Below are 25,204 nucleotides of genomic sequence, written 5' to 3'. Positions count from 1 at the left end.
TGAAAAGTCATTGACTCTCGGGTGATCGCTTTCCTATGCTCTCCGCTCATGGAGCTGATCCAGAACACCCCCGACCTGTCCGCGTATTTGGCCGCCGACGAGGCCATCGACCATGGCCATCCCCTCGTGCGCGAGACCGCCGCACGCCTAGCCAAGAACGCCGCGGACTCGTATGGCTATGCACGGTTGGCATTCGAGTTCGTGCGGGACGCCATTCCCCACTCGCAGGACGCGGGTGACCCGCGCGTCACCTGGCGGGCCTCGGACGTCCTGGAGCAGAGCACCGGCATCTGCTACGCCAAGGCGCATGCGCTGGCCGCGCTGCTGCGGGCCGAGGACATCCCGACGGCCTTGTGCTACCAGAAGTTCGACGTGGTGCACGGGCTGGTCGCCGTGCGGTTCAACGGGGCCTGGCACCGGCAGGATCCGCGCGGCAACAAACCGGGAGTGGACGCGCAGTTCTCCCTCGGCGGCGAGCGGCTGGCCTTTGTACCCGATCCGGAGTTCAATGAGCTGGACTATCCGGTCCTGTACGCTGAACCGCATCCGGTCGTGCTGAGCGCCCTGAAAGCCGCCCGCGACCGGACGCACCTGTGGCAGACACTCCCGACCGCACTCTGAGGCACCTCATGAAGCCCACCCTGACCGTGTCCGACGAAGCCCGCACCCTCGCGCCCGGTTTCACGCACGTGGCGATCGAAGCGACCGGACTGGTCAACGGGCCGAGCACCGAAGCGAGTTCGGCGCTCCTCGACGACGCGGCCCGCCGACTGGCCGTACGGCTGGACGGTCGTGCCCCGCACGAGGACCCGCACATGGCGGCCTGGCGCGAGGTGTACACGGCGTTCGGGTCGAAGCCGTCGCGCACCCGCAACTCGGCCGAGGCGCTGGCCAAGAGGGCGCTCACGGACGCCGGTCTGCCCCGGATCAATGTGCTGGTCGACCTCTACAACGCCATCAGCGTCGCGTACTTGATCCCTGTGGGTGGTGAGGACGCCGATCGCATCCAGGGCGGGATGACTCTCCAACGGGCCACCGGGGACGAGGAGTTCGTGACCGTCGCGGGCGGCGAGGAGGTCGTCGAACACCCCGACGCGGGCGAGGTGGTGTGGACCGACGCGGTCGGTGTCACCTGCCGGCGCTGGAACTGGCGACAGGGTCCGCGCACCAGGCTCACGGAGGAATCGACGTCCGCCGTCTTCCTGTTGGAGAGCCTGGCGCCGATGCCCGTCGCCGAGGTGGAACGCGCGGGTGCCGAACTCGCCGAACTGCTGGAGAAGTTCAGCCCCGGGGCGCGGATCACCGTCCACGCCCCGGCGTGACGATTCAGCGAGCCTCGGCCGCCTTGACCTCTTCGGCGGTGGGTGCGGTGCCGCCGAGGTGGGCCGGCATCCACCAGGTGTCGTCCGGGCCCTTGGGGCGTACCGGATAGGCGCGCTGGGCGGCCTCCAGGAGCTCCTGGACGCGCTCGCGCAGCCGACGGGTGATCGCGCCCGCGTACTGGTCCTGGGGAGCCTCCACCGGCTCGCCGACCCGGATGGTGATCGGGGTGTGGCTGCGCTTGAAGTTCTTCGGGTGGCCCTTGGTCCACAGCCGCTGCGTGCCCCACAGGGCCATCGGGATCAGCGGGACGCCGGCCTCCTGGGCCATGCGCGCGGCACCCGACTTGAAGCTCTTCAGGGTGAACGACTGCGAGATCGTCGCCTCGGGGAAGACGCCGACGATCTCGCCGGACCGCAGCGACTCCAGCGCGTGCTGGTAGGCGGTCTCGCCCTGCTTGCGGTCCACCGGGATGTGCTTCATGCCGCGCATCAGCGGACCGGAGATCTTGTGCCGGAACACCGACTCCTTCGCCATGAAGCGCACCAGGCGCTTCTGCGGCAGGGTGGCCAGGCCGTCGAAGATGAAGTCCAGATAGCTGATGTGGTTGCTGACCAGCACAGCGCCGCCCGAGCGCGGAATGTTCTCCGTTCCCTTGCAGTCGATCTTGAGGTCCCAGACCTTGAACAACGTTTGGGCGAGACCGACGACGGGACGGTAGACAAGCTCAGCCATGGACGGGGTGGACCCTTCTCTCTGCCTGGAAGGGGTTCTCCGGGCGGGAAAGTTACGCAGCCGTAGGTATACGGCATTGCGCAGATCGTGCCCCAAGAACGAACGACTGGCCAGTCCTCGTGCCGTAGAACGGCGAGATCCTCGTCACGTCCATCACTTGATCCACCTCGGACTTTTAAATTTCCTTTACTCTGCGCGAACCGTCACCCGGCGTACGAGCAGGTACATCTCGCACCCCAGGCAGTACCCGAACGCGGCATTGAGGAACGCGGCGGCGAGCGCGGCACCCGTCGCCGCCAGCCCCAGCCAGGTCGGTCCCAGGCCGAAACCGACCAGCCCCACCCCGGCGAAGACCAGCCCGACCGCCTGCGCGAACCGCGGCGGCTCCGGCGACTCGAACTCGGTCGGCGGCCCGATCCGGGGCCGTACGGCCTTCCGGAACAGCCAGCCGTACGGCGAACGGCCCACGCCGCCCGCCGCGCCCAGCGCGAACGCCAGGGTCTGCCAGGCCAGTAGCCAGAAGCTGCCGGTGACCAGCGCGACCGCCAGCACCGCGGTCGTCAGGGCCGCCCCGAAACGCGGTCCTCTCACATCGATGTCCATGAACCTAGGATTCCGCAGCAGAAACGATTCGTAGTGCTGGGAATCTTTGCAGTCTCGTGAACGCTGGAGCAGGGGATGAGCGGACTCGTGGTGTGCGTGGCGGTGCTCGCGGCGGCGAGCGCCTACGGAGTGCTGCATCGGCGGCGGAGCGGGAGGGTACGGGTGCGCGGGCGCGACGGCGGAAAACAGCTCGGCGCCGCCGAGTTGGGCGGCGACCTCGGCGAGAAGGCCACCCTGGTGCAGTTCTCCAGCGCCTTCTGCGCACCCTGCCGGGCCACGCGCCGGGTGCTGGGCGAGGTGGCCGGCATGGTCCCCGGAGTGCGTCACATCGAGATCGACGCCGAGGACCATCTGGACCTCGTACGGGAACTCGACATCCTGAAGACCCCCACGGTGCTGGTGCTCGACGCGGACGGACGGGTCGTGCGGCGCGCCACCGGACTCCCCCGCAAGGCGGACGTCATCGCGGCCCTGGGGGAGGCGGTTTGACGATTCGGGCGGAAGCGGTGAGTCATCTCCCATATGCCGGAACGTACTTGACTGCGCACACCACCTATCGTCAGCCTGACTGTATGCCTTCGGAACTCCTTCTTTTCGGGCGGGTGCACGTCGACCTCGCACGCACCGCGAGCGCGTGCTGTCCGGGCTGTTGAGCAGCCACGGTCCAGCTCGTCGCCTCCCCAAGAAGGACAGCCCCATGACGGCCACGCCCGATCTCGGCACCTCCCAGCTCGCCTCTCCCGACCTGCTGCGTTCCGTCTTCCGGCAGCACGCAGCCGGTGTGGCGGTGATCACCGCGCGCGGTGAGACCGGTCCGGTCGGCTTCACCGCCACCTCCCTCAGCTCCGTCTCGGCCCAGCCCCCGATGCTGTCCTTCGGGATCAGCACCGGCGCGTCCAGCTGGCCCGCGATATCCGGGGCCGACCATGTCGGCGTGCACATACTCGGCGAGCACCAGGAGCAGTTGGCCGCCACCTTCGCCCGCAGCGGCGCCGACCGGTTCGGGGCACCCACCGTCTGGTACGAGGGGCCCGAAGGCATACCGGTCCTCGACGGCGTGCTCGCCTGGCTGGTGTGCAGGGTCGTCGCGCGCGTGCCCGCCGGGGACCATCGCATCGTGCTCGCGGAGGTCGTCCTCGGTGAGCACGCCGGCTCCGGCCGCCCGCTCCTCTACCACCAGGGCCGCTTCAACGGGCTGCGTGACTGAGACCACTCCCGGTGGGTGACGGGCCACCCTGCGGAAGCGTCGAGTTCCGATTACGCTGCGTTGCACAGGTCACAGTTCAAAGCGCTTGCTTAGCGGGCACCTGCTGAGGGAGCGTAGTGCCGCGTACTGGCGAGTAATATTTCGCTCGGAGCACCGGCCGCCCGCACCGGGAACGGCCGTTCAAGGCGCCTATGCTGCCTGGAAGTAGGCAGCCGAAAAATGACGATGCAGTAGGAGAGCCGGCGTGAGCTTGAGGATCGTTGTCACTGTGAAGTACGTGCCCGACGCCACTGGCGACCGGCACTTCGCCGATGACCTGACCGTCGACCGGGACGACGTGGACGGTCTGCTCTCCGAGCTCGACGAGTACGCGGTCGAGCAGGCGCTGCAGATCTCCGAGAACTCGGACGACGACGTGGAGATCACCGTCCTGACGGTGGGCCCGGAGGACGCCAAGGACGCCCTGCGCAAGGCGCTGTCCATGGGCGCCGACAAGGCGATCCACGTCGAGGACGACGATCTGCACGGCACCGACGTCATCGGCACCTCCCTGGTGCTGGCCAAGGCGATCGAGAAGGCCGGCTTCGACCTGGTCGTCTCCGGCATGGCCTCCACCGACGGCACCGCCGGTGTGATCCCCGCCCTGCTGGCCGAGCGCCTGGGCGTCCCCCAGGTCACGCTGCTCTCCGAGGTCTCCGTCGCGGACGGCGTCGTCAAGGGCCGCCGGGACGGCGACACCGCCTCCGAGCAGCTGGAGGCCTCCCTGCCGGCCGTCGTGTCCGTCACCGACCAGTCGGGTGAGGCGCGTTACCCGTCCTTCAAGGGCATCATGGCCGCCAAGAAGAAGCCGGTTCAGGCCTGGGACCTCTCCGACCTGGAGATCGACACCGACGAGGTCGGCCTCGAAGGCGCCTGGACCGCCGTCGACTCCGCGGCCCAGCGCCCCGCGCGCACCGCCGGCACGATCGTCAAGGACGAGGGCGAGGGCGGCAAGCAGCTCGCCGAGTTCCTCGCGGGCCAGAAGTTCATCTGAGCGGCACCGGGGGAGTGCAGGCACGCCCCCGGTGCCGCTCGCCCCAAGGCTCAAGGCCCAACTCGCTTACCTCCCCTCAGACTTCGCAAGCACGCAGGAGACCATTCCCATGGCTGAAGTTCTCGTCTACGTCGACCACGTGGACGGCGCCGTCCGCAAGCCCACCCTGGAGCTGCTGACGCTGGCCCGCCGTATCGGCGAGCCCGTCGCGGTCGCCCTCGGCCCCGGTGCCGAGAACACCGCCGCCGCGCTCGCCGAGCACGGCGCGGTGAAGGTGCTCACGCACGACGCCGCCGAGTACGCCGACTACCTCGTCGTACCGAAGGTGGACGCCCTGCAGGCGGCCTACGACGCCGTCTCCCCGGCCGCCGTCCTGGTGCCGTCCTCCGCCGAGGGTAAGGAGATCGCCGCCCGTCTCGCGGTGCGCATCGGCTCCGGCATCATCACCGACGCCACCGACCTGGAGGCCGGTGACGACGGCCCGGTCGCGACGCAGTCGGTGTTCGCCGCCTCCTTCACCACCAAGACCCGTGTCTCCAAGGGCACCCCGGTCATCACCGTGAAGCCCAACAGCGCCGCTGTGGAGGCCGCCCCGGCCGCCGGTACGGTCGAGGCCCTCGCGGTCACCTTCTCGGACAAGGCCACCGGCACCAAGGTCACCGCGCGCACCGCGCGTGAGTCGACGGGCCGCCCGGAGCTGACCGAGGCCGCGATCGTCGTCTCCGGCGGCCGCGGTGTGAACGGCGCGGACAACTTCGCGATCATCGAGGCCCTCGCCGACTCCCTCGGCGCGGCCGTCGGTGCCTCGCGTGCCGCCGTCGACGCCGGCTGGTACCCGCACTCCAACCAGGTCGGCCAGACCGGCAAGAGCGTCTCCCCGCAGCTCTACATCGCCAACGGCATCTCCGGCGCGATCCAGCACCGCGCGGGCATGCAGACCTCGAAGACGATCGTGGCCGTCAACAAGGACGCCGAGGCCCCGATCTTCGACCTCGTCGACTACGGCGTGGTCGGCGACCTCTTCGACGTCGTCCCGCAGCTCACCGAGGAGATCAACACCCGCAAGGGCTGATCTCCGGCAAGCGCCATCAGGCCCCTGCGACCCGCGCGGTCGTGGGGGCCTTGGCGTGGGTACGGCCGCTCAGCCCATGCTGATCGTGGACTGCACGGGCAGATGGTCACTCGGGAACTGGCTGTTCTCGGAGAACGTGTCGATGACCGTACGGCGCACGGTGACTCCCTCGCCGACCAGGATCCAGTCGATACGGTTCCCGCCCGGGACGAGCGCGCGGTAGCCGTGGAAGGTGCCGTACAGCTGCCCGCGCCCGGCCGCCGCGTCCCAGGTGTCCCTGAGACCGGCGCCCAGCATCGTGGCGTAGACCGAGGTGGTGTACGCGGCGGTGTTGAAGTCGCCGGTCACCAGGATCGGCAGGGAGCGGTCGAGGCGGGCGAGGCGTTCGGCGATGAGCGTGGCGGCACGCTCGCGTGCGTACTGACTCGCGTTGTCCAGGTGGGTGTTGAGGACGTAGAACTGCCGTCCGTCGTCCCCGAGGTCGCGGAAACGGATCCAGGTGGCGATGCGCGGATGGGCGCCGCCCCAGGTGTTCGAGCCGATCACGGAGGGCGTGTCGGAGAGCCAGAACTGGTCGTACTCGACGGAGGCGAGCCGGCGGGTGTCGTAGAAGATCGCCGTCTCCTCGTCGTGGCTGCCCCCTTTGCGGCCGCTGCCGATCCAGTCGTAGTGCGGTGCCAGGTCCTGCTTGATGTCCTGGAGCTGCCCGTAGAGGCCCTCCTGGGTGCCGATGATGTCGGGGGCCGCGCGGAGCAGCAGGTCACGCATCACCGGGCGGCGGACCTGCCAGCTGTTGGGTTCGGAGCTGCTCGCGTAGCGCAGGTTGAACGTCATGACGTCCAGCAGACGGGTCTCGTGCCGGACGGCGTCGGCGCGTACGGTTCCGATCAGTGGCAGGGCGACGGCGGCCGCCACCAGCGTGGTCAGCCCCGCGCGACGCGTCACCATCCAGGCAGTCGACATGTGCATCCCTCCCCTTGCGAGTCAGGATGAAGGGGCGGGGCGTCGGGCGGAAGAGGGCCTCGGGGCGGGAGTGAACGCCGTGGGTTCACGCCGTGGACAGGGTGTTGACCGGCGGGAAGATCCACGGATAACTTCGCTCTACGGATTGTTGATTCCGTAGAGCGGAAACCTGGAGGCTGTGGGATGGGTCAGGGCGAGCAGGAGAAGGTGGCGACGAGCCTCGCGGGCGCGGTCGGCGAGGAGATCAGCGCCTCCCTCGCGCCGGTCGACGCCGAACTGGAGCGCCGCTACCCCGGCGACCCCGGCACCCGCCAGCCCGTCCACACGGTCTACGTCCCCGGTGACGTCTTCGCCGCCGACACGATCCGCACCTGGGGCGACCGCGCCCTCGCCGCCCTCGACGAACACGCCCCCGACGCAGCCTCCTTCGCCGCCGTCCTCGGCCTCTCCGGCGAACTCGCCGAACCCGTCCACGCGCGCGTGCGGGCCAAGCTGGAGCGCGAGCCCATTGAAGACCTGCGGGTCGACTTCGAGGACGGCTACGGCCCCCGCCCCGACGCCGAGGAGGACGAGGCCGCCGCCCGCGCGGCCCGGCTGATCGCCGAGGCGTACGCGAAGGGCACGGCCGCGCCGTACATGGGCATCCGGATGAAGTGCATGGAAGCGCCGGTGCGCGAGCGGGGCATCCGCACCCTCGACATCTTCCTGACCGGACTGATGGCGGCCGGCGGACTGCCCGCGGGGCTGGTCCTGACCCTGCCCAAGGTCACCTACGCCGAGCAGGTCACCGCGATGGTGCGACTCCTGGAGGCCTTCGAGAAGGCGCACGGGCTCGACGCCGGCCGGATCGGCTTCGAGATCCAGATCGAGACCAGCCAGTCCATCCTGGCCACGGACGGGACCGCCACGGTGGCCCGCATGATCCAGGCCGCCGAGGGCCGCGCCACCGGCCTGCACTACGGCACCTTCGACTACAGCGCCTGCCTCGGTGTCTCCGCCGCCTACCAGGCCAGCGACCACCCCGCCGCCGACCACGCGAAGGCCGTCATGCAGGTCGCGGCGGCGGGGACGGGCGTACGCGTCTCGGACGGTTCGACCAATGTGCTGCCGGTCGGTCCGACGGCCCAGGTCCACGACGCCTGGCGACTGCACTACGGCCTCACCCGGCGGGCCCTGTCCCGCGCCTACTACCAGGGCTGGGACATGCACCCCGGCCACATCCCCACCCGCTACGCGGCCGTCTTCGCCTTCTACCGCGAGGGCTTCGAACAGGCCGCCGCCCGCCTCGCCCGCTACGCCAACCGGGCCGGCGGCGACGTCATGGACGAGCCCGCGACCGCCAAGGCCCTCAGCGGCTATCTGCTGCGCGGCCTGGACTGCGGCGCGCTCGACATCGCGGAGGTGGCCGGCGCGACGGGGCTGACCCGGACGGACCTGGAGGGCTTCGCGGCGCCCCGCCGGGGCGACCTGACGGCGTCCGCGAAGTAGCGGACCTGTCACAGCTGTCGCCGCCCCTCCTGTTGTCACTGTCGCCCCGTAGGCTGTACGGCGTTCATGGATGTGCCACGGGAACGGAGCGGCGGTGTCTTCGGGGGAGAGCGGACGCGTGGACGGAGCCGGCCGACTGCTGGCCGGACGCTATCGCGTCGTGGCCCGGCTCGGGCGCGGCGGCATGGGCGTGGTCTGGCGCGCCGTCGACGAGGTCCTCGGCCGTGAGGTCGCGGTCAAGGAACTGCGCACCTTCACCGACGACTACGCGCCCGAACTCGCCGATCTGCGGCTGCGGATGCAGCGCGAGGCACGGGCGGCGGCACGGGTCCGCCATCCCGGTGTCGTCGCCGTGCACGACATCGCGGAGGTCGACGGGCGGCCGCTGATCGTCATGGAGTTGATCGACGGTCCCTCCCTGGACGACGTGCTGGGGGAGCGCGGCCCCGTCGACCCGCGCGAGGCGGCCGGGATCGGCGCGAAGGTGATGGACGCGCTGGCCGCCGCCCACGCCGTGGGTGTGCTGCACCGCGATGTGAAGCCCGGGAACATCCTGCTGGAGCGCTCGGGCCGGGTCGTCCTGACGGACTTCGGCATAGCGACGATGGACGACCCGGGCGACGGTTCCGCCACGCACCTCACGCGCAGCGGCGAACTCATGGGCTCCCTGGACTACTTGGCCCCCGAGCGAGCGCAGGGCTCCGACCCCGGCCCGGCCTCCGACGTCTGGGCCCTGGGCGCCACGCTGTACGCGGCCGTCGAGGGCGCCTCACCGTTCCGCCGCACCTCGACGTACTCCACCCTCACGGCGATCGTCGACGAACCCCTCCCGGAACCCCACCGCGCCGGCCCGCTCACCCCCGTCCTGCGCCAACTCCTCGACAAACGCCCCGAGTCCCGCCCCGACGCCGACCGGGCATGCAGGCTTCTGGAGGTGGTGGCGCAGGCGGTGGCGCAGGCGCCGGAGACGGACTCGCCGACGACTGTGTTGCGGGGGGCCGGGGGAGGGGCCGCAGAGGTGCCGGGGGCGGGAGAGCCGGCGCCGAGTGGGAGTGCCCGGTCCGCAGTGGGCCGGCAGGACCCCGGTTCATCGATACCGCCGACTGGATCGGATTCCCTTCCGCCCGATCCCACGCCTGCTTTCGCACCTGCTCCCCCTCCCACCTCCATACCTCAAGGCTTCGGCCCGCCCCTCGCTCCCGTGCCCCACCCGACCCCACCAACCGGGCCCATGGCGCACCCCGCCCACCCCCGCCGCAAGGCACGAGTCCTGGTCGCCGCCGCTGCCGCAGCGGTCGTCCTCGCCGGTGCCGTAGTGGTCGTCGCCCACTACGTCAACTCCGGTGACTCGTCGGTCACTTCACAGGGTGGCTCGCCCCAGGCCCAGGACGCCGGCGCCGCCTCGCCCACCGCACGCGCGGACGCCAAGCGTTCGGACTCCGCCAAGCCCACGGGACAGGGTGCCGACGGGACTCGGGCACCAACACAGCAGCACACCGGCAAGGGCGCGGAGACGACAACCGGGCAATCTCCGACCCCCGCGCCGACCAGGTCCACGTCCTCCGGCGGCGGAGGCACGGGCGGCAACAGCACCCCCACCAACGGAACCAGCCCCAGTTCCAGCCCCGCCCCGGCCTGCCAGTCCATCGGCGGCGGCAAATACAACTGCCAGGTGTGGCGCACCGCCAAGTCCTACACCGCGTCCGGCGCCGAGGTCGGCGTCCTCGGCGCGGGTACCAACTACTTCTACTGCCAGCAGAACCTGGGCCGCCGCGAGACATACGGCCAGTGGACCAACGTCTGGTGGGCGAAGACCGACGACGACAGCGGCAACACCAACGTCTATGTCAGCGACGTCTACATCAAGGGCGGGGACAACGACGAGCCGGTCCCGGGGCTGCCGGTCTGCTGAGGCCGCACAAAGCGCTCCAGACCGGACACCGTCACCAATCCCTCCTCCCGGAACAGCCGCGTACCCCGCTCGCACAACTCCCGGTCCCCGCGTGCCCGCGCGCAGAACTCCTCCGGCGTCCGCCCGAACAGCTTCCTCAACTCCGGTGAGGCAGTGAGGCATCCGGGTGAGCAGCATCCGCTCACCCGGATGCCGGCGCGGCGCACCCGTGCCGTCACGCAGCACCCCGCACCGGTTGACGTAGACATACGCGCCCCGCAGCGACTCCCCGGAGTCCGACGCGAAATGGAATTCGGGCCCGGTCAACCACGCTCGGTCGTACGCCCTTTCACTCGCGTCCACCACCGCGAGCTGCCGCGCGTCGAACCACGTCACGAACAACTCCCGTACGACACCGGGTGAGTTGACCGGCGACGCGGAAACATAGCCCACACGGCTCACATGCGCGGAGACACCGACGTCGACACCGGTTACCCGGACCTTCGCCATCGGGACGGAGGAGCCGATCCCGAACTCCGCCATCTTGTGCCGCAGTTGACCGGGACAGGCGTTGGAACCGATGGCGAGGACAGGGGTGCGGTCCTCGTACGTGAAACGGTCGTCCAGGGGCAACAGCCGGTCCCCGGTGAGGAGTCCGGAGGCGGTGGGCCAAACACCCGGGTAGTCGAGCGGGAACTCGCGCGGTGCCCGGGCCAGCCCCAGAGCCTCCAGCGTACGGTCGTTCACGGCTCGGCTCAGTCCGTCGGCGGCAGCTCGCCCGAGCCCCGGGTGATCAGCCGGGTCGGCAACTCGATTCGTTCCGGGGCGATGAGCGTGCCGTCCAGCTGGCGGAACAGGCGCTCGGCGGCGGTACGGCCGAGGGCCGCCGCGTCCTGGGCGACGACGGTCACGCCGGGCTGGAGCAGGTCGGCGAGTTCGAAGTCGTCGAAGCCCACGAGGGCGATCCGGCGGGACTGTTCGGCGAGGACGCGGACGACGGTGACCGTCACGCGGTTGTTGCCGGCGAAGATCGCGGTGACGGGGGAGGAGCCGGACAGCATCTCCTCGGCGGCCCGGCGTACCCGGACGGGGTCGGTCACACCGAGGGACATCCAGGCGCCCTCGACGGCTATGCCCGCGTCCTCCATGGCGGCCCGGTAGCCGCGCAACCGCTCGGCGGCCGTGTGGATGCGGGGCATGTCGCCGATGAAGCCGATGCGCCGGTGGCCGTGGGAGATGAGGTGGGTGACCCCGTCGTGTGAGCCGCCGTAGCTGTCGGACAGGACGACATCCGCGTCGATCCGCCCGGCCGGACGGTCCACGAACACGGTCGCGACGCCCGCCTTGATCTCCGGCTCCAGATAGCGGTGGTCGTCCCCGGCCGGGATCACCACCAGACCGTCCACCCGCCGCGCGCACAGCGCGAGCACCAACTCCTGCTCGCGGTCCGGGTCTTCGGCGCTGGATCCGTTGATCAGGAGGGCGCCGTGAGCACGGGCGACCTCCTCGACCGCGCGGCTGAGGGGACCGTAGAACGGGTCGGCGAGGTCCTCCAGGACGAGGCCGATGCTGGCCGTGCGACCCTTGCGGAGCACGCGCGCGCTGTCGTTGCGCCGGAACCCCAGTGCGTCGATGGCCTCCTGGACGCGGCGCTCGGTGTCCGGGGTGACGCCCGGCTCGCCGTTGACCACCCGCGACACCGTTTTCAGGCCGACACCGGCGCGCGCGGCCACGTCCTTCATGGTCGGACGGTTGCCGTAGCGGTTCTCGGGGCGGCGGGCGGTCTCTGGCACGATGCGCTGTCCTGTCCTGTCGTCCACGGGGGATGCATAGGTCCATGGGTTTGTATGAGGATGTGGCGTCGAGCATAGAGCCTGGACAACGTTGTCATATGCGAGAGAGACTGTCCACCGATATCTCCGGCCTGCGCCCCCACCGCGAGACCGGTCCAACTCACCTACTGGTGGTTCTGATGTTTGACGGGGAGATCTGACACTGATGCACACCGACCTCGTGGCCGCGCTCGACATCGGCGGTACCAAGATCGCCGGGGCGCTGGTGGACGGCCACGGCAAGATCCTGGTGCGCGCGCAGCGCCCGACGCCCTCGCAGGACGACGGCGACACCGTGATGCGGGCCGTGGAGGAGGTGCTCGCGGAACTCACCGCATCGCCCTCGTGGTCCCGCGCGAGCGCCCTCGGCATCGGCAGCGCGGGTCCCGTGGACGCCTCCGCGGGCACCGTGAGCCCGGTCAACGTGCCCGGCTGGCGCGACTACCCGCTCGTCGAGCGGGTGCGTGCGGCGGCCGGTGACCTGCCCGTGGAGCTGATCGGCGACGGCGTGGCGATCACGGCGGCCGAGCACTGGCAGGGAGCGGCGCGCGGACACGCCAACGCGCTGTGCATGGTGGTCTCCACGGGAGTCGGGGGCGGGCTCGTCCTCAACGGGCAGCTGCATCCCGGGCCGACCGGCAACGCGGGCCACATCGGGCACATCAGCGTGGACCTGGACGGCGACGCCTGTCCGTGCGGTTCGCGCGGCTGTGTGGAGCGGATCGCCAGCGGCCCCAACATCGCCCGGCGGGCGGTCGAGGGCGGCTGGCGGCCGGGCCCGGACGGCGACACCTCGGCCGCCGCGGTGGCCGCCGCCGCCCGCGCGGGCGACCCGGTCGCCGTCGCCTCCTTCGAGCGGGCCGCGCAGGCCCTCGCGGCCGGTATCGCGGCCACCGCGACCCTCGTCGAGATCGACATCGCCGTGATCGGCGGGGGCGTCGGCAAGGCGGGCGACGTCCTCTTCACGCCGCTGCGCAAGGCGTTGAGCGACTACGCGACGCTGTCCTTCGTACGGCGGCTTACGGTGACGCCGGCTCAGATGGGCACGGACGCCGGGCTGGTGGGAGCGGCCGCGGCCGCGCTCGCCCGTCAGGCGAGCAGCGCGACCGCGGCCGGGGTGTGAGGCACAGACCGGACGAAACGTTCGTTCAGCGGCCTGCGCCCCTGCTCAGCACGTGAGTTGAGCGTCAGCCCAGTCCGCGTGGTCCGAGTCGATCCCGTCGCCGCCGTCGGTGACGACGAGTCGGACCACCTGGGCGCCGCTCACGTCCGCGGTGACCGGCTGGGCGGGCATCGCGTTGGTGAGGACGCCGGTCGAGGCGACCTTCGTGCCGTCCGCCCAGATCTCGAAGGCGACGGTGCCGTTGGCCCCCTTCTCGTCGTCCACACCGACGTCCGCGGTGACCTTCTCGCACACCTTCCCGGTGTAGTACGCCACCTCGCTCTCGGCGTGCACACCGAGCCCCTTGGCGTACACGACTCCGCCGAGAGTGATCGGACGACCGTCCCCCGCCGCGCTCTCCCCGTTGCTCGTGTTGCGCTCAACGGGCCCCCATCCATTGGCCGTTGACATCCACGGAAGGTCACCGAGGTACGAGGTGCCCGCAGGCGGAGCGACCACCACGGAAGCGGTGAACGGCAGGGTGTTGGTGACGCGCGTGCCGCTCGGCGAGCGGTAACTCGCCTTCAGCGCAAGGTCGTACGACCCCGTGGGCGTCCCCGAGGGAGCGGTGACCGTCCACTTCGTGCGCAGCGACCTGCCGGTCGGCACGGCCTTCGCGGTCGTCGACGACCTGGGCCGGATCTTCCAGCCGGCGGGCCCGGTCAAGGTCACGGAGACCTGCTCGGCGGTCGTACGGCCGAGGTCGGTCACCGTCGTCGTGAGCGGGGTCGCGGTCGCCGCCTGGACCAACGGGGCGCTGTCCAGGCCGAGTTCGACGGCGGGCGGGTTCTTGACCGACTGCCGGTCGGCGAAGACCCGTACGAGGACCGTGCCGTGGGCCGGGACGGTCGCGGAGATCGTGCCCGCGGTGTTGTAGCTCTTGTGCTGCCACAGGTCGCGCAGGGTGTAGGCGCGGGCGTCCGGGAGGCCGACGGCCGTCGCGGTGGTGGCGATGCGCTGGGCGCTGCCGGACTCGTTGAAGAGCGCGACGCTGCGGCTGCCGTCCTTCATCTCCTTGGCGACGACCCAGCGTCCGCCCTCGGACGTGACAACGTTGCCCTGCTTGCCCAGCGGGTCCTGGTCGACCGCGATGACCTCCTTGTTGTCGAGGATGTCGAAGGTCGCGTCGGTCGCCTTGCGCAGGTCCGAGCCGATGAGGAGCGGTGCGGCCATGATCGACCACATCGAGAAGTGCGAGCGGTACTCGGTGTCCGTCATACCGCCGTTGCCGACCTCCAGCATGTCGGGGTCGTTCCAGTGCCCGGGTCCGGCGTACGGCGCGAGCGGGAGGTTCTGCTTGAGGATCGACAGCATCGAGCCCCAGTTGTCGCTGATGTCACCGGTCGTGCGCCACAGGTGCCCGACGTCCGAGGCCCACTCCCAGGGCTTGTTCTCGCCCCATTCGCAGATGCTGAAGACGATGGGCCGGCCGGTCGCCTTCAGGGCGTCGCGCATGGTGGTGTAGCGCAACTTGGCGTCCACGCCCTGGTTGTTGCAGTTGTCGTACTTGAGATAGTCCACGCCCCAGTCGGCGAACTGCCGCGCGTCGCTGTACTCGTGGCCCAGAGCGCCGGGGAAACCGGCGTCGTTGCAGGTCTTGGTGCCCGCGCTGGTGTAGATGCCGAGCTTGAGTCCCTTGGAGTGCACGTAGTCCGCGACGGCCTTGATGCCGTGCGGGAAGCGGACCGGGTCGGGGACGAGTTGGCCGTCGGCGTCACGGGACGGCAGGGCCCAGCAGTCGTCGAGGTTGACGTACTGGTAGCCGGCCGCCTTGAGGCCCTTGGCGACGAAGAGGTCCGCGATTCCCTCGACCATGGACTCGTTGAACTCGGCACGGCAGTTGGTGGAGTTCCAGTTGTTGAAACCCATCGGAGGTGTGAGCGCCTGACCGTCGGCCAGGGCGGGGGAGACGGGGTTCGGTACGGGGGTTGCGACGGCGGGCACGGCGAGGCCCGCCGTGCACAACAGGCCTGCTGCTAGGACTCCTACCACTCTTCGGCGGGTCGTGCGGGTGTGGGGGTGACGCATGGTGACGTTCCTCCGGACTCGCGAGAGATGGGATCGCTTCCTGTGCATGTCATGTGCGCGATTACGGTAGGACGTGTCGAACTCTGTTGGAAGAGTTGCGTATTGATTGTTCGATTTTCCATCGCGCGAGTTTTGAACACGTTCAACTTTCTGCGCTAGGCTCACTCCCGAACAGAAGGGGGAGCCCTGTGAAGATCGTCATTCCCGGTGGAACGGGACAGGTGGGCGCGATCCTCGACCGCGCCCTGACCGAGGCCGGCCATGAGGTCGTCGTCCTGACCAGGCGGCCGAAGCGCGAGGGCGAGGTGTGGTGGGACGGCGAGCGCCTGGGCTCCTGGGCCCGGGAGATCGACGGCAGTGACGTTGTGATCAACCTGGCGGGCCGCAGCGTCAGTTGCCGCTACACCCCCGCCAACCTGAAGGCCATGATGGACTCGCGCGTGCACTCCACCCGGGTCGTCGGCGAGGCGATCGCCGCCGCCGCGCACCCGCCGCGCGTCTGGCTCCAGATGAGTACCGCCACCGTCTACACCCATCGCTACGACGCCCCCAACGACGAGGCCACCGGCCTGATCGGCGGCGCCGAACCGGACGTCCCCGGCTACTGGTCGTACAGCGTCGAGATCGCCAGGAACTGGGAGCGCGAGCAGGAGCGCGCCGACACCCCGCACACCCGCAAGGTGGCCCTGCGCGCCGCCATGGTGATGAGCCCCGACCGCGGCGGTGTCTTCGACGTGCTGCTCGGGCTGGCCCGGCTCGGGCTCGGCGGTCCGGTCGCGGGCGGCGCCCAGTATGTGTCCTGGATCCACGACCAGGACTTCGTCCGTGCGGTGGAGTTCCTCATTGCACGCGACGACATTGCCGGGCCGGTGAACCTCGCCTCCCCGGGACCGCTGCCGCAACGCGCCTTCATGCGCGTCCTGCGCGCCGCCCGGGGCATCCCCGTGGGTCTGCCCGCCACGAAGTGGATGGCCGAGCTGGGCGCCTTCGCGCTGCGCTCGGACACCGAACTCCTCCTGAAGAGCCGGCGGGTGGTCCCGGGGCGGCTGCTGGCGGAGGGGTTCACCTTCGACCATCCGCAGTGGCCCGAGGCGGCCGTCGACCTCGTACGGCGGTCGCGCGGTGGAGCGGTTTCCACCCGGCGGCCGGTCCGGGCGTGACCCCGGCGCGCTTCGCCAGTTGAACGGGGCATGAAGAAGCGCAGCATGCTGGCCATCGCCTCCCTCGCCACCGGGTTCGTCGTCGCCGCGATCACTCCGTCGCACTCCCACGACCACGACGTACTCGGCGATCTCAACGTCAAGGACACCGTGGGCTCCATGGACCACCTCGTCAGCGACGGCAGCCTCGCCGTCGACGAGGGCGCCCTGGGAGAGAACAGCTGATACCGGTTCATAGCGCACGGCGCCGGTGCCTCGTCGGAGGGGGTACCGGCGCCGTCGTATGCGCGCTCTCAACTGGGGCTGGTTTCCGTGGCAGGGTGGAACGGGCAAGCCTCAGGGGGCCAACAGAAGAGGGGGACCTGTGACCGTCGTCTGGATCAACGGCGCGTTCGGTGCAGGCAAGACCACCACCGCACGGGAACTGATCGACCTGATCCCGAACAGCACGTTCTTCGACCCTGAGATCATCGGCGGGGCACTTCCGAACCTGCTCCCGCCCAAGCACCTCGCGGAGGTCGGCGACTTCCAGGACCTGCAGATCTGGCGACGGCTCGTGATCGACACGGCCGCCGCCATGCTCGCCGAGCTCGGCGGGACCCTCGTCGTCCCGATGACACTGCTGCGCCAGGAGTACCGCGACGAGATCTTCGGCGGCCTCGCCGCCCGCCGCGTCGCGGTCCGGCATGTTCTCCTGGCACCGGCGGAAACGATCCTGCGCGAGCGAATAGCCGGCCGGGAGATCCCGCCGGACCTCCCCGACGGCGAGCTGCGGATGCAGCAGTGGGCGTACGACCACATCGAGCCGTACCGCGCCGCACTCGCCTCCTGGCTCACCGCCGACGCTCATCTCGTCGACACGAGTGCCCTCACCCCGTACGAGACGGCCTGCCGGATCGCCGACGCCGTCGGCAGCGGTACCGTCCCCGTCTGCGACATCGTGCAGACCCCGGAGCCCACCTCCGAGACCATCGCGGCCGGCGTGCTCCTCTTCGACGAACAGGACCGGGTCCTGCTCGTCGACCCCACCTACAAGGCCGGCTGGGAGTTCCCCGGCGGCGTCGTCGAACCCGGCGAGGCACCCGCCCGGGCCGGCATGCGCGAGGTCACAGAGGAGACCGGCCTCGTCCTCGACGACGTACCCCGGCTGCTCGTCGTCGACTGGGAGCCACCCGCCCCGCCCGGTTACGGCGGTCTGCGCCTCCTCTTCGACGGCGGCCGGCTGGGCGCCGCCGAGGCGGACCGACTGCTGCTGCCAGGACCGGAGTTGCGCGGCTGGTGCTTCGCCAGCGAGCAGGAGGCCGCGGACCTGTTGCCGCCGGTCCGCTACGAGCGGTTGCGGTGGGCGCTGCGGGCCCGGGAACGCGGTGCCGCGCTCTATCTGGAGGCGGGCGTACCGGTCGGCTGACGATCCGTCAATTTGCGGTCGGATCAACGATGTTGATCGGGACTTTGCCTTTTCGGGGGCACCACCTGGCGATTTTACGGGGCATGGGTCATTCCGATAACAAAGCGAGGGTGAATTGTCGCCTTCCCGGTATGAACAGGAACGTGAAGAAGGTACATCGGAGCTCTAACGTCTTTGCGCAGCTCAGTTCTCTCGCGGCCGCCGGCCGCCTCGACGGGACCGGACATTTCGCCGGTCGAAGGAGAGGAACATGCGCGCGCCATCCTCGGCCCTCACCCGGGCCCTCACCCTCGCCGCCGGACTCACCCTGGTACTGACCGCCTGTAGCAGCGGCGGCGGGGGCGGCGACTCCAACAAGGGCAGCTCGGCCGGACTCACGTCCTGCAACACCGTGGGCAAGGCCAACACCTGCAACTCGGCCATCACCAAGTCCGGCGGAACGTTCACCTATGTGCTGGAGAAGAACATCCAGCAGTGGAACGTCCAGGACGTCAACGGCAACACCTTCGAGAACGCGGAGGCCCTGGAGGTCGTCCTGCCGCAGGTGTTCATACCCCAGCCCGACTTCACCGTCGCTCTCAACACCGACCTGATGACCTCGGCGACGCAGACCAGCGCCAGCCCGCAGACCATCGTCTACAAGATCAACCCGAAGGCGGCGTGGAACGACGGGACGCCCATCACCGCCGACGACTTCACCTACTACTGGCGCACCAACAACGGCAAGGACTGCCCGCCGCCGCCCGCCAGCGACTCCACGCAGACCAAGGGCTGTCTGCCGACGAGCACCGCCGGCTACGACCGGGTCAAGTCCCTCACCGCGTCCGACGGCGGCAAGACCGTCACCATGGTGATGTCCAAGCCGTACTCGGACTGGAAGTCCCTGTTCGGCGGGGGCTACCCGATGTACCCGGCGCATGTCGCCGAGAAGCTCTCGGGCGCCAAGGCCGGTGACGCCGCCCATATGACGGCCACTCAGATGGCCCAGGCCTGGCAGTACTTCCTGAAGACCCCGCCCACCAAGTACGCGACGGCCGGCGCGTACAAGATGCAGGACTGGACGGACAACGATCACGCGACCTATGTGCCCGACCCCAAGTGGACCGGAGCGAAGAAGGCGACCCTTCAGCGGCTTATCTTCAAGGTGATCTCGGACGCCACCCAGGAGCCAACGGCCCTCAAGAACAACGAGGTTCAGGGCATCTACCCGCAGCCCGAGGTGGACCTGGTCAACCAGGTCAAGGACATCCCCGGTGTCACCTACGCCATCGGCAACGGGCTGACCTGGGAGCACTTCGACCTCAACCTGCACAACCCGGTGCTCGGCAAGTATCTGGCGCTACGTCAGGCGATGTTCACGGCGATCAACATCAAGGACATCATCGCCAAGACGGTCGGCCAGTTCGACCCCGCTGTGAAGCCGCTCGGCAGCCACAACTACGTGCCAGGGCAGGCAGGTTACAAGGACGTGGTCACCAGCAGCGGCCAGGGATCCGGTGATCTGACCAAGGCGAAGCAATACCTCACGGATGCCAAGTTCACCGGCGTGGGTACGGCCCTGAAGACGCCGGACGGCAAGGCCGTCGGCCCCTTCAACTGCCGTTACACCACCGGCAACCAGATCCGGCAGAGCGAATGCCAGATCCTCCAGAGCAACCTGGCGAGCCTCGGCATCAAAGTCACCATCAAGCCGATCGGCGCCGCCGACCTCGGCACGGTGCTCGCGGGGCACCAGTACGACATCATCGTCTTCGCCTGGGTCGCGGCGCCGTTCCCGACCAGCAACGCCCAGCAGAACTGGGTCACCGGCGGTGGCGGCAACTACGGCGGCTACAGCAACAGGACGGTCGACTCCCTGGTCGCACAGGCCGTGGGCGAGACGGACGCGACGAAGGCCGCGGCGCTCCTCAATCAGGCCGACCAGCTCATGGTGAACGCCGCCTATGTGCTGCCGCTCTACCAGAAGCCGACGTTCTTCGCCACGCAGACGCGGTTCGCCAACATGCGCAACAACTCCACCAACGTCGGACCGGCCTACAACACCGGTGAGTGGGGCCTCAAGAAGTAGCCCCACAGGCACGTCCGTCGAGCCCGGCCCCGGCGACACCGGGGCCGGGCCCCCGGCCCACGGACGGCATCCCCACCCCGTCGGCTCCGAGAGAAGACCGCATGCTCGCTTACACCGTGCGTCGCATCCTCGTATCCATACCCGTCCTCATCATCTCGACGTTCATCGTGTTCCTGGTCGTCATCAACTCCGGGGACCCGGTGGCCAACTTCGCCACCTCACGACAACCCGCTCCCAGCAAGGCCGCCGTCACCGCCTTCTCCCGGCACATCCACGCCAACGAACCGGTGATGGAACGCTATTGGAACTGGATCACCGGCGTCCTGCACGGCGACTTCGGCCCGTCCGTGCAGGCCAACCTGAACATCGGGCACGACCTGTTCACCCGCTTCAAGGTGACCATCACCCTGGTCGCCGCGGCGATGATCCTCGCGCTGATCATGGCCGTCGTCTTCGGTGTGTTCAGCGCCATCCGCCAGTACTCCGCCGCCGACTACACCATCACCTTCTTCGGCTTCCTCTTCCTCGCCATGCCGGTGTTCTGGTTCGCGGTCCTCCTGAAGCAGGCCGGAATCTGGTTCAACGAGAAGACCGGCAGCCAGTTCCTCGGCACGATCGGCGAGAAGTCCCCGTACCTCGAAGTCGACACCACCTGGAACCAGTTCACCGATCACGTGGGCCACCTCATCCTGCCCACCATCACCCTCGCCCTGGTCTCCTTCGCGTCCTGGACCCGCTACACCCGCGCCTCCATGCTGGAGGTCCTCAACAGCGACTACGTACGGCTCGCCCGGGCCAAGGGCCTCAGGCGCGGCAAGGTGATGACCCGGCACGCGCTGCGCACCGCCCTCATCCCGCTCGCCACCGTCACCGCGCTCGACATCGCGATCATCCTGGGCGGCGCGGTGATCACGGAGACGATCTTCCAGTGGCACGGCATGGGCGAGATGCTGGTCCAGGCGGCGACCACGCTCGACGTCTACCGCACCATGGCCTGGCTGCTGCTCTCCGCCGTCGTCGTCATCGGGTTCAACCTCATCGCCGATCTCCTCTACGCCGTACTCGACCCGAGGATCCGCTATGACTGACATCGAGGCACCGGGGTCCGCGGGCACTCAACTGCCGCCCGGCGACCGCGAGTTCACCGTACGGCAGCGCACCCAGACCCAGCTGGTGCTGCGCCGCTTCGTGCGGCACCGGGCCGCGATGGTCAGCCTGGTCGTGTTCGTGCTGATCCTGCTGTGGGCGTTCATCGGCCCGCACCTGTGGCACTACTCGTACGAGAAGTACACCGAGGACAACTCCAAACCGCCGTCCTGGAAGCACCCGTTCGGCACCAACTCCTCGGGATACGACGCCTACGCACAGGTCATGCGCGGCACCCAGACCTCACTCAAGATCGCCATCATGATCGCGCTCGGCTCCACCCTGCTCGGCGCGGTCTGGGGAGCCATCGCCGGCTTCTACCGGGGCATCGTCGACGCGGTCATGATGCGCATCGCCGATCTGGTGCTGACGCTGCCCCTGTTCGCGATCGCCCTGGTCATCTCCTCCCGCACCGGCGGTTCCTGGTACTGGATCGCCATCGTGATCGCCGGGCTGACCTGGGCGTACGTCGCCCGGGTCGTGCGCTCCTCGGTGCTGTCGCTGCGCGAGAAGGAGTTCATCGAGGCGGCCCGGGCACTCGGCGCCTCCGACGTGCGGATCATCTTCCGGCATCTGCTGCCCAACGCCCTCGGCCCGATCATCGTCAACGCGACGATCCTGGTGGCGACCGGCATCCTCACCGAGACCGCGCTCTCCTTCCTCGGCTTCGGCGTCCAACCGCCCGACACCTCCCTGGGGTTGCTGGTCTCCCAGGCACAGACGGCGGTCGACACCCGGCCCTGGCTCTTCTACATCCCCGGCGCGTTCATCATCGCCATCGCGCTGACCATCAACTTCATCGGCGACGGACTGCGCGACGCCTTCGATCCCCGGCAGCAAAGGGTGCGACAGTGACGACCACGAGTCATGGAGTGCGCGAGGTTCCCGTGACGTCCGCCGTGCTCGAAGTCGAGGACCTCAGTGTGGAGTTCGGCACGGAGGACGGGACGGTACGGGCCGTACGCGGCGTCGGCTACCGGCTCGACCGCGGCGAATCGCTGGGCATCGTCGGCGAGTCGGGGTCCGGGAAGTCGGTGACCGCCCTCGCCGTGATGGGGCTGCTGCCGACCGGCGCCAAGGTGCGCGGCTCGGTCCGCTTCGAGGGCACCGAACTCCTCGGCCTGTCCGACGCGCGCCTCTCCGACCTGCGCGGCAGCGGCATCGCGATGATCTTCCAGGACCCGATGACCTCCCTCAACCCCGTCTACAACGTGGGCTACCAGATCAGTGAGACCCTGCTCCGCCACAACCCCGAGATGAAACACAAGGACGCCCGCAAACGGGCCGTCGAACTGCTCGGCACGGTCGGCATCCCCAGCCCCGAACGGCGCGTCGACAGCTACCCGCACGAGATGTCCGGCGGCATGCGCCAGCGCGTGGTCATCGCGATCGCCATGGCCAACGACCCGGACGTGATCATCGCCGACGAGCCGACCACCGCCCTCGACGTCACCGTGCAGGCGCAGATCCTCGAAGCCCTGGAGACCGCCCGCGCCGAGACCGGCGCGGCGCTCGTCCTCATCACCCACGACCTGGGTGTGGTGGCCGGCCACACCGACCGGGTCGCGGTCATGTACGCCGGCCGGATAGTGGAGACGGGGTCGGTCGAGGACATCTTCTACACCCCGCGCATGCCCTACACCCTGGGCCTGCTCGGCTCCCTGCCCCGCCTCGACCGCGAGGAGGCACGGCTCACCCCCATCACCGGATCGCCGCCGAGCCTGCTCAACCTGCCGCCCGGCTGCCCTTTCTCGCCCCGCTGCCCGATGCGCCGGGACGTGTGCGACACCGACGAACCCGTCCTGCGCAGGGCGGGCGGAGACCTGCACCTCAGTGCCTGCCACTTCGCCGACGAACTCGTCGACACCGGCGCCGACCAGGTCTTCGACGCGGTCGGCGCGGACACCGAGGCCCTGGCCCGCTTCGCCGACGCGGCCCCCGCCACGAACCCCGAGGAGGACCCCGTATGACCGCGCCCGCGCAGGCCGCCACCCCCCTGCCGCCGCTGCCCGGCCACGGCGGCGCCGGCGAACCGGTCCTCCAGGTACGGGACTTGGTCAAACACTTCCCGGTCATGTCCAAGGGCATCATCCGGCGCCGCGTCGGCGATGTGCACGCCGTCTGCGGAGTCTCCTTCGACCTCCACGAGAACGAAACCCTGGGCCTGGTGGGGGAGTCGGGCTCCGGCAAGACCACGATCTCCCGCACCGTCCTCGGCCTGGAACGGGCGACCGCGGGCCAGGTTCGCTATCAGGGGCATGAGCTCACCGAGCTGAGCAGACGTCAGATGCGGCCCCTGCGGCGGGAGTTGCAGATCGTCTTCCAGGATCCGTACGCCTCGCTGGACCCCCGGATGACCGTCCACGAGATCGTCGCCGAACCGCTGCGCATCCACGGGCGGTACGGGTCCGGGGCGGGCGCCGAGGTGAGCGAACTCCTACGGCTGGTCGGGCTCAACCCCGAGCACGGCAACCGGTTCGCCCACGAGTTCTCCGGCGGACAGCGCCAACGCATCGGCATCGCAAGGGCGTTGGCGCTGCGCCCGAAGGTCGTCATCCTCGACGAACCGGTGTCGGCCCTGGACGTGTCGATCCAGGCGGGCGTCCTCAACCTGCTGATGGACCTGCAGAGCGAACTGAGCCTGTCCTTCCTGTTCGTGGCCCACGACCTGTCGGTGATGCGGCACGTGGCCGGCCGGGTCGCCGTCATGTACCTGGGCCGCCTGGTCGAGATCGCCCCCGCCCGCCAGCTCTTCGCCCGCCCGGCACATCCGTACACCCAGGCCCTGGTCTCAGCCATCCCGCTGCCCGACCCGCGCAAGGAACGCGCCCGGAAACGGATCACCATCCAGGGCGACGTCCCGAGCCCGGTGCGTCCGCCCAGCGGCTGCCGCTTCCGCACGCGCTGCCCGAAGTTCGCCAGCCAGCTGACCGAGAGTGAGCGCGCGTCCTGCGTCGAGGAGGTACCGGCGCTGGTCGACCGGGGTGGGGGGAACCCCGTTGCTTGTCACTACGCGGAGAGCGTGGAGCTGTTGTAGTCGAGGCCGAGTTCCTCGGCGGACGGGTACGGGGTCAGCCTGCTCACGTCGCACAGACGGCGGTTGAAGTCGCCCACCGTCGCGCCGAGTTGGGCGTACCGGGAGATGAGTTCGGCGGCGGCCCCGGGGATGCCCTCGGGCCGTTTGCCGTCGGCGCACGCGCGGATGAAGTCCTCGCGCTCGTCCCTGCCGTAGCCGTACAGGTCCACGACGAGCCAGTGCACCAGGTAGGAGAAAGCGTAGGCGCGGTCGTAGTGCCGGTGGCGGTCGTAGAAGTCGCGTTCGTCCGCCGCGAGTCGGAAACGCGGGGAGAGTGCGAGGCCGTAGTCGGCGAGGAAGAGCTGCTGTCCGTCGGTCAGAATGTTCCTGAAGTGGACGTCGAAGTGCGTGAGTTGGTGTTCGTGGAGGAAGCCGGTGACGGCTTCGAGGCCCCGCTCCACGAGGGCGCAGGCGGTGTCGGCGTCGTCGGTGCGCAGTTGTTCGGAGAACCAGTCGTGGAGGGTGTGCGGCAGGTGTTCCATGAACAGTGTCAGGCTCGCGGACGCCGTGCGCAGGGCCTCGATGTGCTCACGTCCGGCGCCCCAGTAGGCCACGTTCCGCTCCACGTCGCCGAGTTCGTCGGGCAGTGACTGTTCCGGGTCGGGCAGCACACGCCAGTGGTGCAGCAGCGGAAAGCCCGAAAAGCGGCCGGAGAGCACCCAGTTGGTCGTCATCTCGTGCACGGCCAGGTCGCGCCAGACTCCGAAACCGGCGTTGGGGACGGCGCCGATCCCGTAGTGGCAGTAGGCGGGTGCCCCGAACACGTTGGCCGTGGACCGGACGTTCTCCGGCCGCCGCTCCAGATCCGTGAGCGGCATCCCCTTCGCGAACACCCTTCTGCCGTCCACCTCGATCAGCGCCGAGCGACCGCCGATACCCGACCCCAACGGCGTCCCCGTGTCGACCAGTTCGGCGAGTTCGTGGTCGGAGAGGAGGGCGAGGGAGGTGGCGATGTCACTGTGGGCGATGAGGCGCTCGGTGCGGGGCATGGGTTCATCCTCGACGTGGGGCG

The 25,204-nt window shown here is 69.4% G+C and carries 23 protein-coding genes and 1 pseudogene; 17 read left to right on the top strand and 7 right to left on the bottom strand.

What is annotated here, in order from left to right:
- Positions 1-48: 48 nt before the first annotated feature.
- Positions 49-621, top strand: a complete 573-nt coding sequence (locus OH768_RS06290; protein WP_406450877.1) for a transglutaminase domain-containing protein — start codon at positions 49-51, stop codon at positions 619-621.
- A gap of 8 nt (positions 622-629) precedes the next feature.
- Positions 630-1,322, top strand: a complete 693-nt coding sequence (locus tag OH768_RS06285) for a B3/4 domain-containing protein (protein ID WP_406450875.1) — start codon at positions 630-632, stop codon at positions 1,320-1,322.
- A 4-nt stretch (positions 1,323-1,326) separates the two neighbouring features.
- Here OH768_RS06285 and OH768_RS06280 read toward each other — a convergent pair whose 3' ends face one another.
- Both OH768_RS06280 and OH768_RS06275 read right to left on the bottom strand, forming a co-directional pair.
- Positions 1,327-2,055, bottom strand: a complete 729-nt coding sequence (locus OH768_RS06280; RefSeq protein WP_406450873.1) for a lysophospholipid acyltransferase family protein — start codon at positions 2,053-2,055, stop codon at positions 1,327-1,329.
- Positions 2,056-2,241: 186 nt separating this feature from the next.
- Entirely contained in the window at positions 2,242-2,658 is a 417-nt protein-coding gene (locus OH768_RS06275; RefSeq protein ID WP_406450871.1) for a DUF4395 domain-containing protein, read from the bottom strand.
- Between the two features lie 75 nt (positions 2,659-2,733).
- Here OH768_RS06275 and OH768_RS06270 point away from each other — a divergent pair, with 75 nt between their 5' ends.
- The 4 genes from OH768_RS06270 to OH768_RS06255 all read left to right on the top strand — a co-directional run bounded on the left by OH768_RS06270 (position 2,734) and on the right by OH768_RS06255 (position 5,970).
- Positions 2,734-3,147: a TlpA family protein disulfide reductase gene (locus tag OH768_RS06270; RefSeq protein WP_406450869.1), complete on the top strand. Its 414-nt coding sequence runs from the start codon at positions 2,734-2,736 to the stop codon at positions 3,145-3,147.
- Between the two features lie 208 nt (positions 3,148-3,355).
- The gene (locus tag OH768_RS06265; protein ID WP_406450867.1) at positions 3,356-3,865 is read left to right on the top strand and encodes a flavin reductase family protein; all 510 of its coding nucleotides are present in this window, start codon (positions 3,356-3,358) and stop codon (positions 3,863-3,865) included.
- A 244-nt stretch (positions 3,866-4,109) separates the two neighbouring features.
- Entirely contained in the window at positions 4,110-4,898 is a 789-nt protein-coding gene (locus OH768_RS06260; RefSeq protein ID WP_262062823.1) for an electron transfer flavoprotein subunit beta/FixA family protein, read from the top strand.
- A gap of 109 nt (positions 4,899-5,007) precedes the next feature.
- Entirely contained in the window at positions 5,008-5,970 is a 963-nt protein-coding gene (locus tag OH768_RS06255; protein WP_406450864.1) for an electron transfer flavoprotein subunit alpha/FixB family protein, read from the top strand.
- A 69-nt stretch (positions 5,971-6,039) separates the two neighbouring features.
- Here the strand turns inward: OH768_RS06255 and OH768_RS06250 are convergent, their stop codons facing one another.
- Entirely contained in the window at positions 6,040-6,933 is an 894-nt protein-coding gene (locus OH768_RS06250) for an endonuclease/exonuclease/phosphatase family protein (RefSeq protein WP_406450862.1), read from the bottom strand.
- Between the two features lie 183 nt (positions 6,934-7,116).
- Between OH768_RS06250 and OH768_RS06245 the strand changes: the two genes are divergently transcribed.
- Together OH768_RS06245 and OH768_RS06240 are read left to right on the top strand one after the other, a co-directional pair.
- The gene (locus tag OH768_RS06245) at positions 7,117-8,421 is read left to right on the top strand and encodes a DUF6986 family protein (protein WP_406450860.1); all 1,305 of its coding nucleotides are present in this window, start codon (positions 7,117-7,119) and stop codon (positions 8,419-8,421) included.
- Between the two features lie 94 nt (positions 8,422-8,515).
- Positions 8,516-10,333 carry a protein kinase domain-containing protein gene (locus OH768_RS06240; protein ID WP_406450858.1) on the top strand — a complete coding sequence of 606 codons (1,818 nt, stop codon included), beginning with the start codon at positions 8,516-8,518 and terminating at the stop codon, positions 10,331-10,333.
- Here OH768_RS06240 and OH768_RS06235 read toward each other — a convergent pair.
- Together OH768_RS06235 and OH768_RS06230 are read right to left on the bottom strand one after the other, a co-directional pair.
- Positions 10,279-11,059: pseudogene (locus tag OH768_RS06235) on the bottom strand (hypothetical protein). The gene OH768_RS06240 and the pseudogene OH768_RS06235 sit on opposite strands and share 55 nt — an antisense overlap.
- An 8-nt stretch (positions 11,060-11,067) precedes the next feature.
- On the bottom strand, positions 11,068-12,105 hold the full coding sequence (locus tag OH768_RS06230) for a LacI family DNA-binding transcriptional regulator (protein ID WP_406450856.1): 1,038 nt from the start codon (positions 12,103-12,105) through the stop codon (positions 11,068-11,070).
- A gap of 205 nt (positions 12,106-12,310) precedes the next feature.
- Here OH768_RS06230 and OH768_RS06225 point away from each other — a divergent pair, with 205 nt between their 5' ends.
- The gene (locus OH768_RS06225) at positions 12,311-13,267 is read left to right on the top strand and encodes an ROK family protein (protein ID WP_406450854.1); all 957 of its coding nucleotides are present in this window, start codon (positions 12,311-12,313) and stop codon (positions 13,265-13,267) included.
- Positions 13,268-13,312: 45 nt separating this feature from the next.
- Here the strand turns inward: OH768_RS06225 and OH768_RS06220 are convergent, their stop codons facing one another.
- Positions 13,313-15,334, bottom strand: a complete 2,022-nt coding sequence (locus tag OH768_RS06220) for an NPCBM/NEW2 domain-containing protein (protein WP_406450852.1) — start codon at positions 15,332-15,334, stop codon at positions 13,313-13,315.
- Positions 15,335-15,522: 188 nt separating this feature from the next.
- Between OH768_RS06220 and OH768_RS06215 the strand changes: the two genes are divergently transcribed.
- The 8 genes from OH768_RS06215 to OH768_RS06180 all read left to right on the top strand — a co-directional run bounded on the left by OH768_RS06215 (position 15,523) and on the right by OH768_RS06180 (position 24,153).
- The gene (locus OH768_RS06215) at positions 15,523-16,494 is read left to right on the top strand and encodes a TIGR01777 family oxidoreductase (protein ID WP_406450850.1); all 972 of its coding nucleotides are present in this window, start codon (positions 15,523-15,525) and stop codon (positions 16,492-16,494) included.
- Positions 16,495-16,524: 30 nt separating this feature from the next.
- Positions 16,525-16,719 carry a hypothetical protein gene (locus tag OH768_RS06210; RefSeq protein WP_019069460.1) on the top strand — a complete coding sequence of 65 codons (195 nt, stop codon included), beginning with the start codon at positions 16,525-16,527 and terminating at the stop codon, positions 16,717-16,719.
- 139 nt (positions 16,720-16,858) lie between these two features.
- Positions 16,859-17,902, top strand: coding sequence for an NUDIX domain-containing protein (locus tag OH768_RS06205; protein ID WP_406450848.1), 1,044 nt, complete (start codon positions 16,859-16,861; stop codon positions 17,900-17,902).
- Between the two features lie 250 nt (positions 17,903-18,152).
- On the top strand, positions 18,153-19,970 hold the full coding sequence (locus OH768_RS06200; RefSeq protein WP_406450846.1) for an ABC transporter family substrate-binding protein: 1,818 nt from the start codon (positions 18,153-18,155) through the stop codon (positions 19,968-19,970).
- A 101-nt stretch (positions 19,971-20,071) separates the two neighbouring features.
- Positions 20,072-21,058: an ABC transporter permease gene (locus tag OH768_RS06195; protein ID WP_406450844.1), complete on the top strand. Its 987-nt coding sequence runs from the start codon at positions 20,072-20,074 to the stop codon at positions 21,056-21,058.
- Positions 21,051-21,971 carry an ABC transporter permease gene (locus tag OH768_RS06190; protein ID WP_406450842.1) on the top strand — a complete coding sequence of 307 codons (921 nt, stop codon included), beginning with the start codon at positions 21,051-21,053 and terminating at the stop codon, positions 21,969-21,971. Before OH768_RS06195 ends, OH768_RS06190 begins: the two co-directional genes overlap by 8 nt.
- Before the next feature lie 17 nt (positions 21,972-21,988).
- A complete protein-coding gene (locus OH768_RS06185; RefSeq protein ID WP_406465159.1) occupies positions 21,989-23,086 on the top strand; it encodes an ABC transporter ATP-binding protein in 1,098 nt (365 codons plus the stop codon).
- Entirely contained in the window at positions 23,083-24,153 is a 1,071-nt protein-coding gene (locus OH768_RS06180; RefSeq protein WP_406450840.1) for an ABC transporter ATP-binding protein, read from the top strand. The genes OH768_RS06185 and OH768_RS06180 overlap by 4 nt, the downstream gene beginning before the upstream one ends.
- On the opposite strand, the gene OH768_RS06175 is transcribed toward OH768_RS06180, so the two are convergent.
- Positions 24,126-25,181, bottom strand: coding sequence for a protein kinase family protein (locus OH768_RS06175; protein WP_406450838.1), 1,056 nt, complete (start codon positions 25,179-25,181; stop codon positions 24,126-24,128). The two genes, OH768_RS06180 and OH768_RS06175, sit on opposite strands and share 28 nt — an antisense overlap.
- Between the last annotated feature and the right edge of the window lie 23 nt (positions 25,182-25,204).

It is taken from the genome of Streptomyces sp. NBC_01622 (assembly GCF_045209635.1).
In the GTDB taxonomy this organism is placed as follows: domain Bacteria; phylum Actinomycetota; class Actinomycetes; order Streptomycetales; family Streptomycetaceae; genus Streptomyces.
This window is presented reverse-complemented; position numbering and strand designations above follow the sequence as displayed.

Bases quoted from the DNA above. Each gene is read 5' to 3' on its own strand.
- OH768_RS06270 (WP_406450869.1), top strand. From the start codon at position 2,734: ATGAGCGGACTCGTGGTGTGCGTGGCGGTGCTCGCGGCGGCGAGCGCC.
- OH768_RS06245 (WP_406450860.1), top strand. From the start codon at position 7,117: ATGGGTCAGGGCGAGCAGGAGAAGGTGGCGACGAGCCTCGCGGGCGCG.
- OH768_RS06220 (WP_406450852.1), bottom strand. From the start codon at position 15,334: ATGCGTCACCCCCACACCCGCACGACCCGCCGAAGAGTGGTAGGAGTC.
- OH768_RS06210 (WP_019069460.1), top strand. From the start codon at position 16,525: ATGAAGAAGCGCAGCATGCTGGCCATCGCCTCCCTCGCCACCGGGTTC.
- OH768_RS06255 (WP_406450864.1), top strand. From the start codon at position 5,008: ATGGCTGAAGTTCTCGTCTACGTCGACCACGTGGACGGCGCCGTCCGC.
- OH768_RS06200 (WP_406450846.1), top strand. From the start codon at position 18,153: ATGCGCGCGCCATCCTCGGCCCTCACCCGGGCCCTCACCCTCGCCGCC.
- OH768_RS06285 (WP_406450875.1), top strand. From the start codon at position 630: ATGAAGCCCACCCTGACCGTGTCCGACGAAGCCCGCACCCTCGCGCCC.
- OH768_RS06225 (WP_406450854.1), top strand. From the start codon at position 12,311: ATGCACACCGACCTCGTGGCCGCGCTCGACATCGGCGGTACCAAGATC.
- OH768_RS06280 (WP_406450873.1), bottom strand. From the start codon at position 2,055: ATGGCTGAGCTTGTCTACCGTCCCGTCGTCGGTCTCGCCCAAACGTTG.
- OH768_RS06175 (WP_406450838.1), bottom strand. From the start codon at position 25,181: ATGCCCCGCACCGAGCGCCTCATCGCCCACAGTGACATCGCCACCTCC.
- OH768_RS06290 (WP_406450877.1), top strand. From the start codon at position 49: ATGGAGCTGATCCAGAACACCCCCGACCTGTCCGCGTATTTGGCCGCC.
- OH768_RS06265 (WP_406450867.1), top strand. From the start codon at position 3,356: ATGACGGCCACGCCCGATCTCGGCACCTCCCAGCTCGCCTCTCCCGAC.
- OH768_RS06195 (WP_406450844.1), top strand. From the start codon at position 20,072: ATGCTCGCTTACACCGTGCGTCGCATCCTCGTATCCATACCCGTCCTC.
- OH768_RS06180 (WP_406450840.1), top strand. From the start codon at position 23,083: ATGACCGCGCCCGCGCAGGCCGCCACCCCCCTGCCGCCGCTGCCCGGC.
- OH768_RS06190 (WP_406450842.1), top strand. From the start codon at position 21,051: ATGACTGACATCGAGGCACCGGGGTCCGCGGGCACTCAACTGCCGCCC.
- OH768_RS06250 (WP_406450862.1), bottom strand. From the start codon at position 6,933: ATGTCGACTGCCTGGATGGTGACGCGTCGCGCGGGGCTGACCACGCTG.
- OH768_RS06275 (WP_406450871.1), bottom strand. From the start codon at position 2,658: ATGGACATCGATGTGAGAGGACCGCGTTTCGGGGCGGCCCTGACGACC.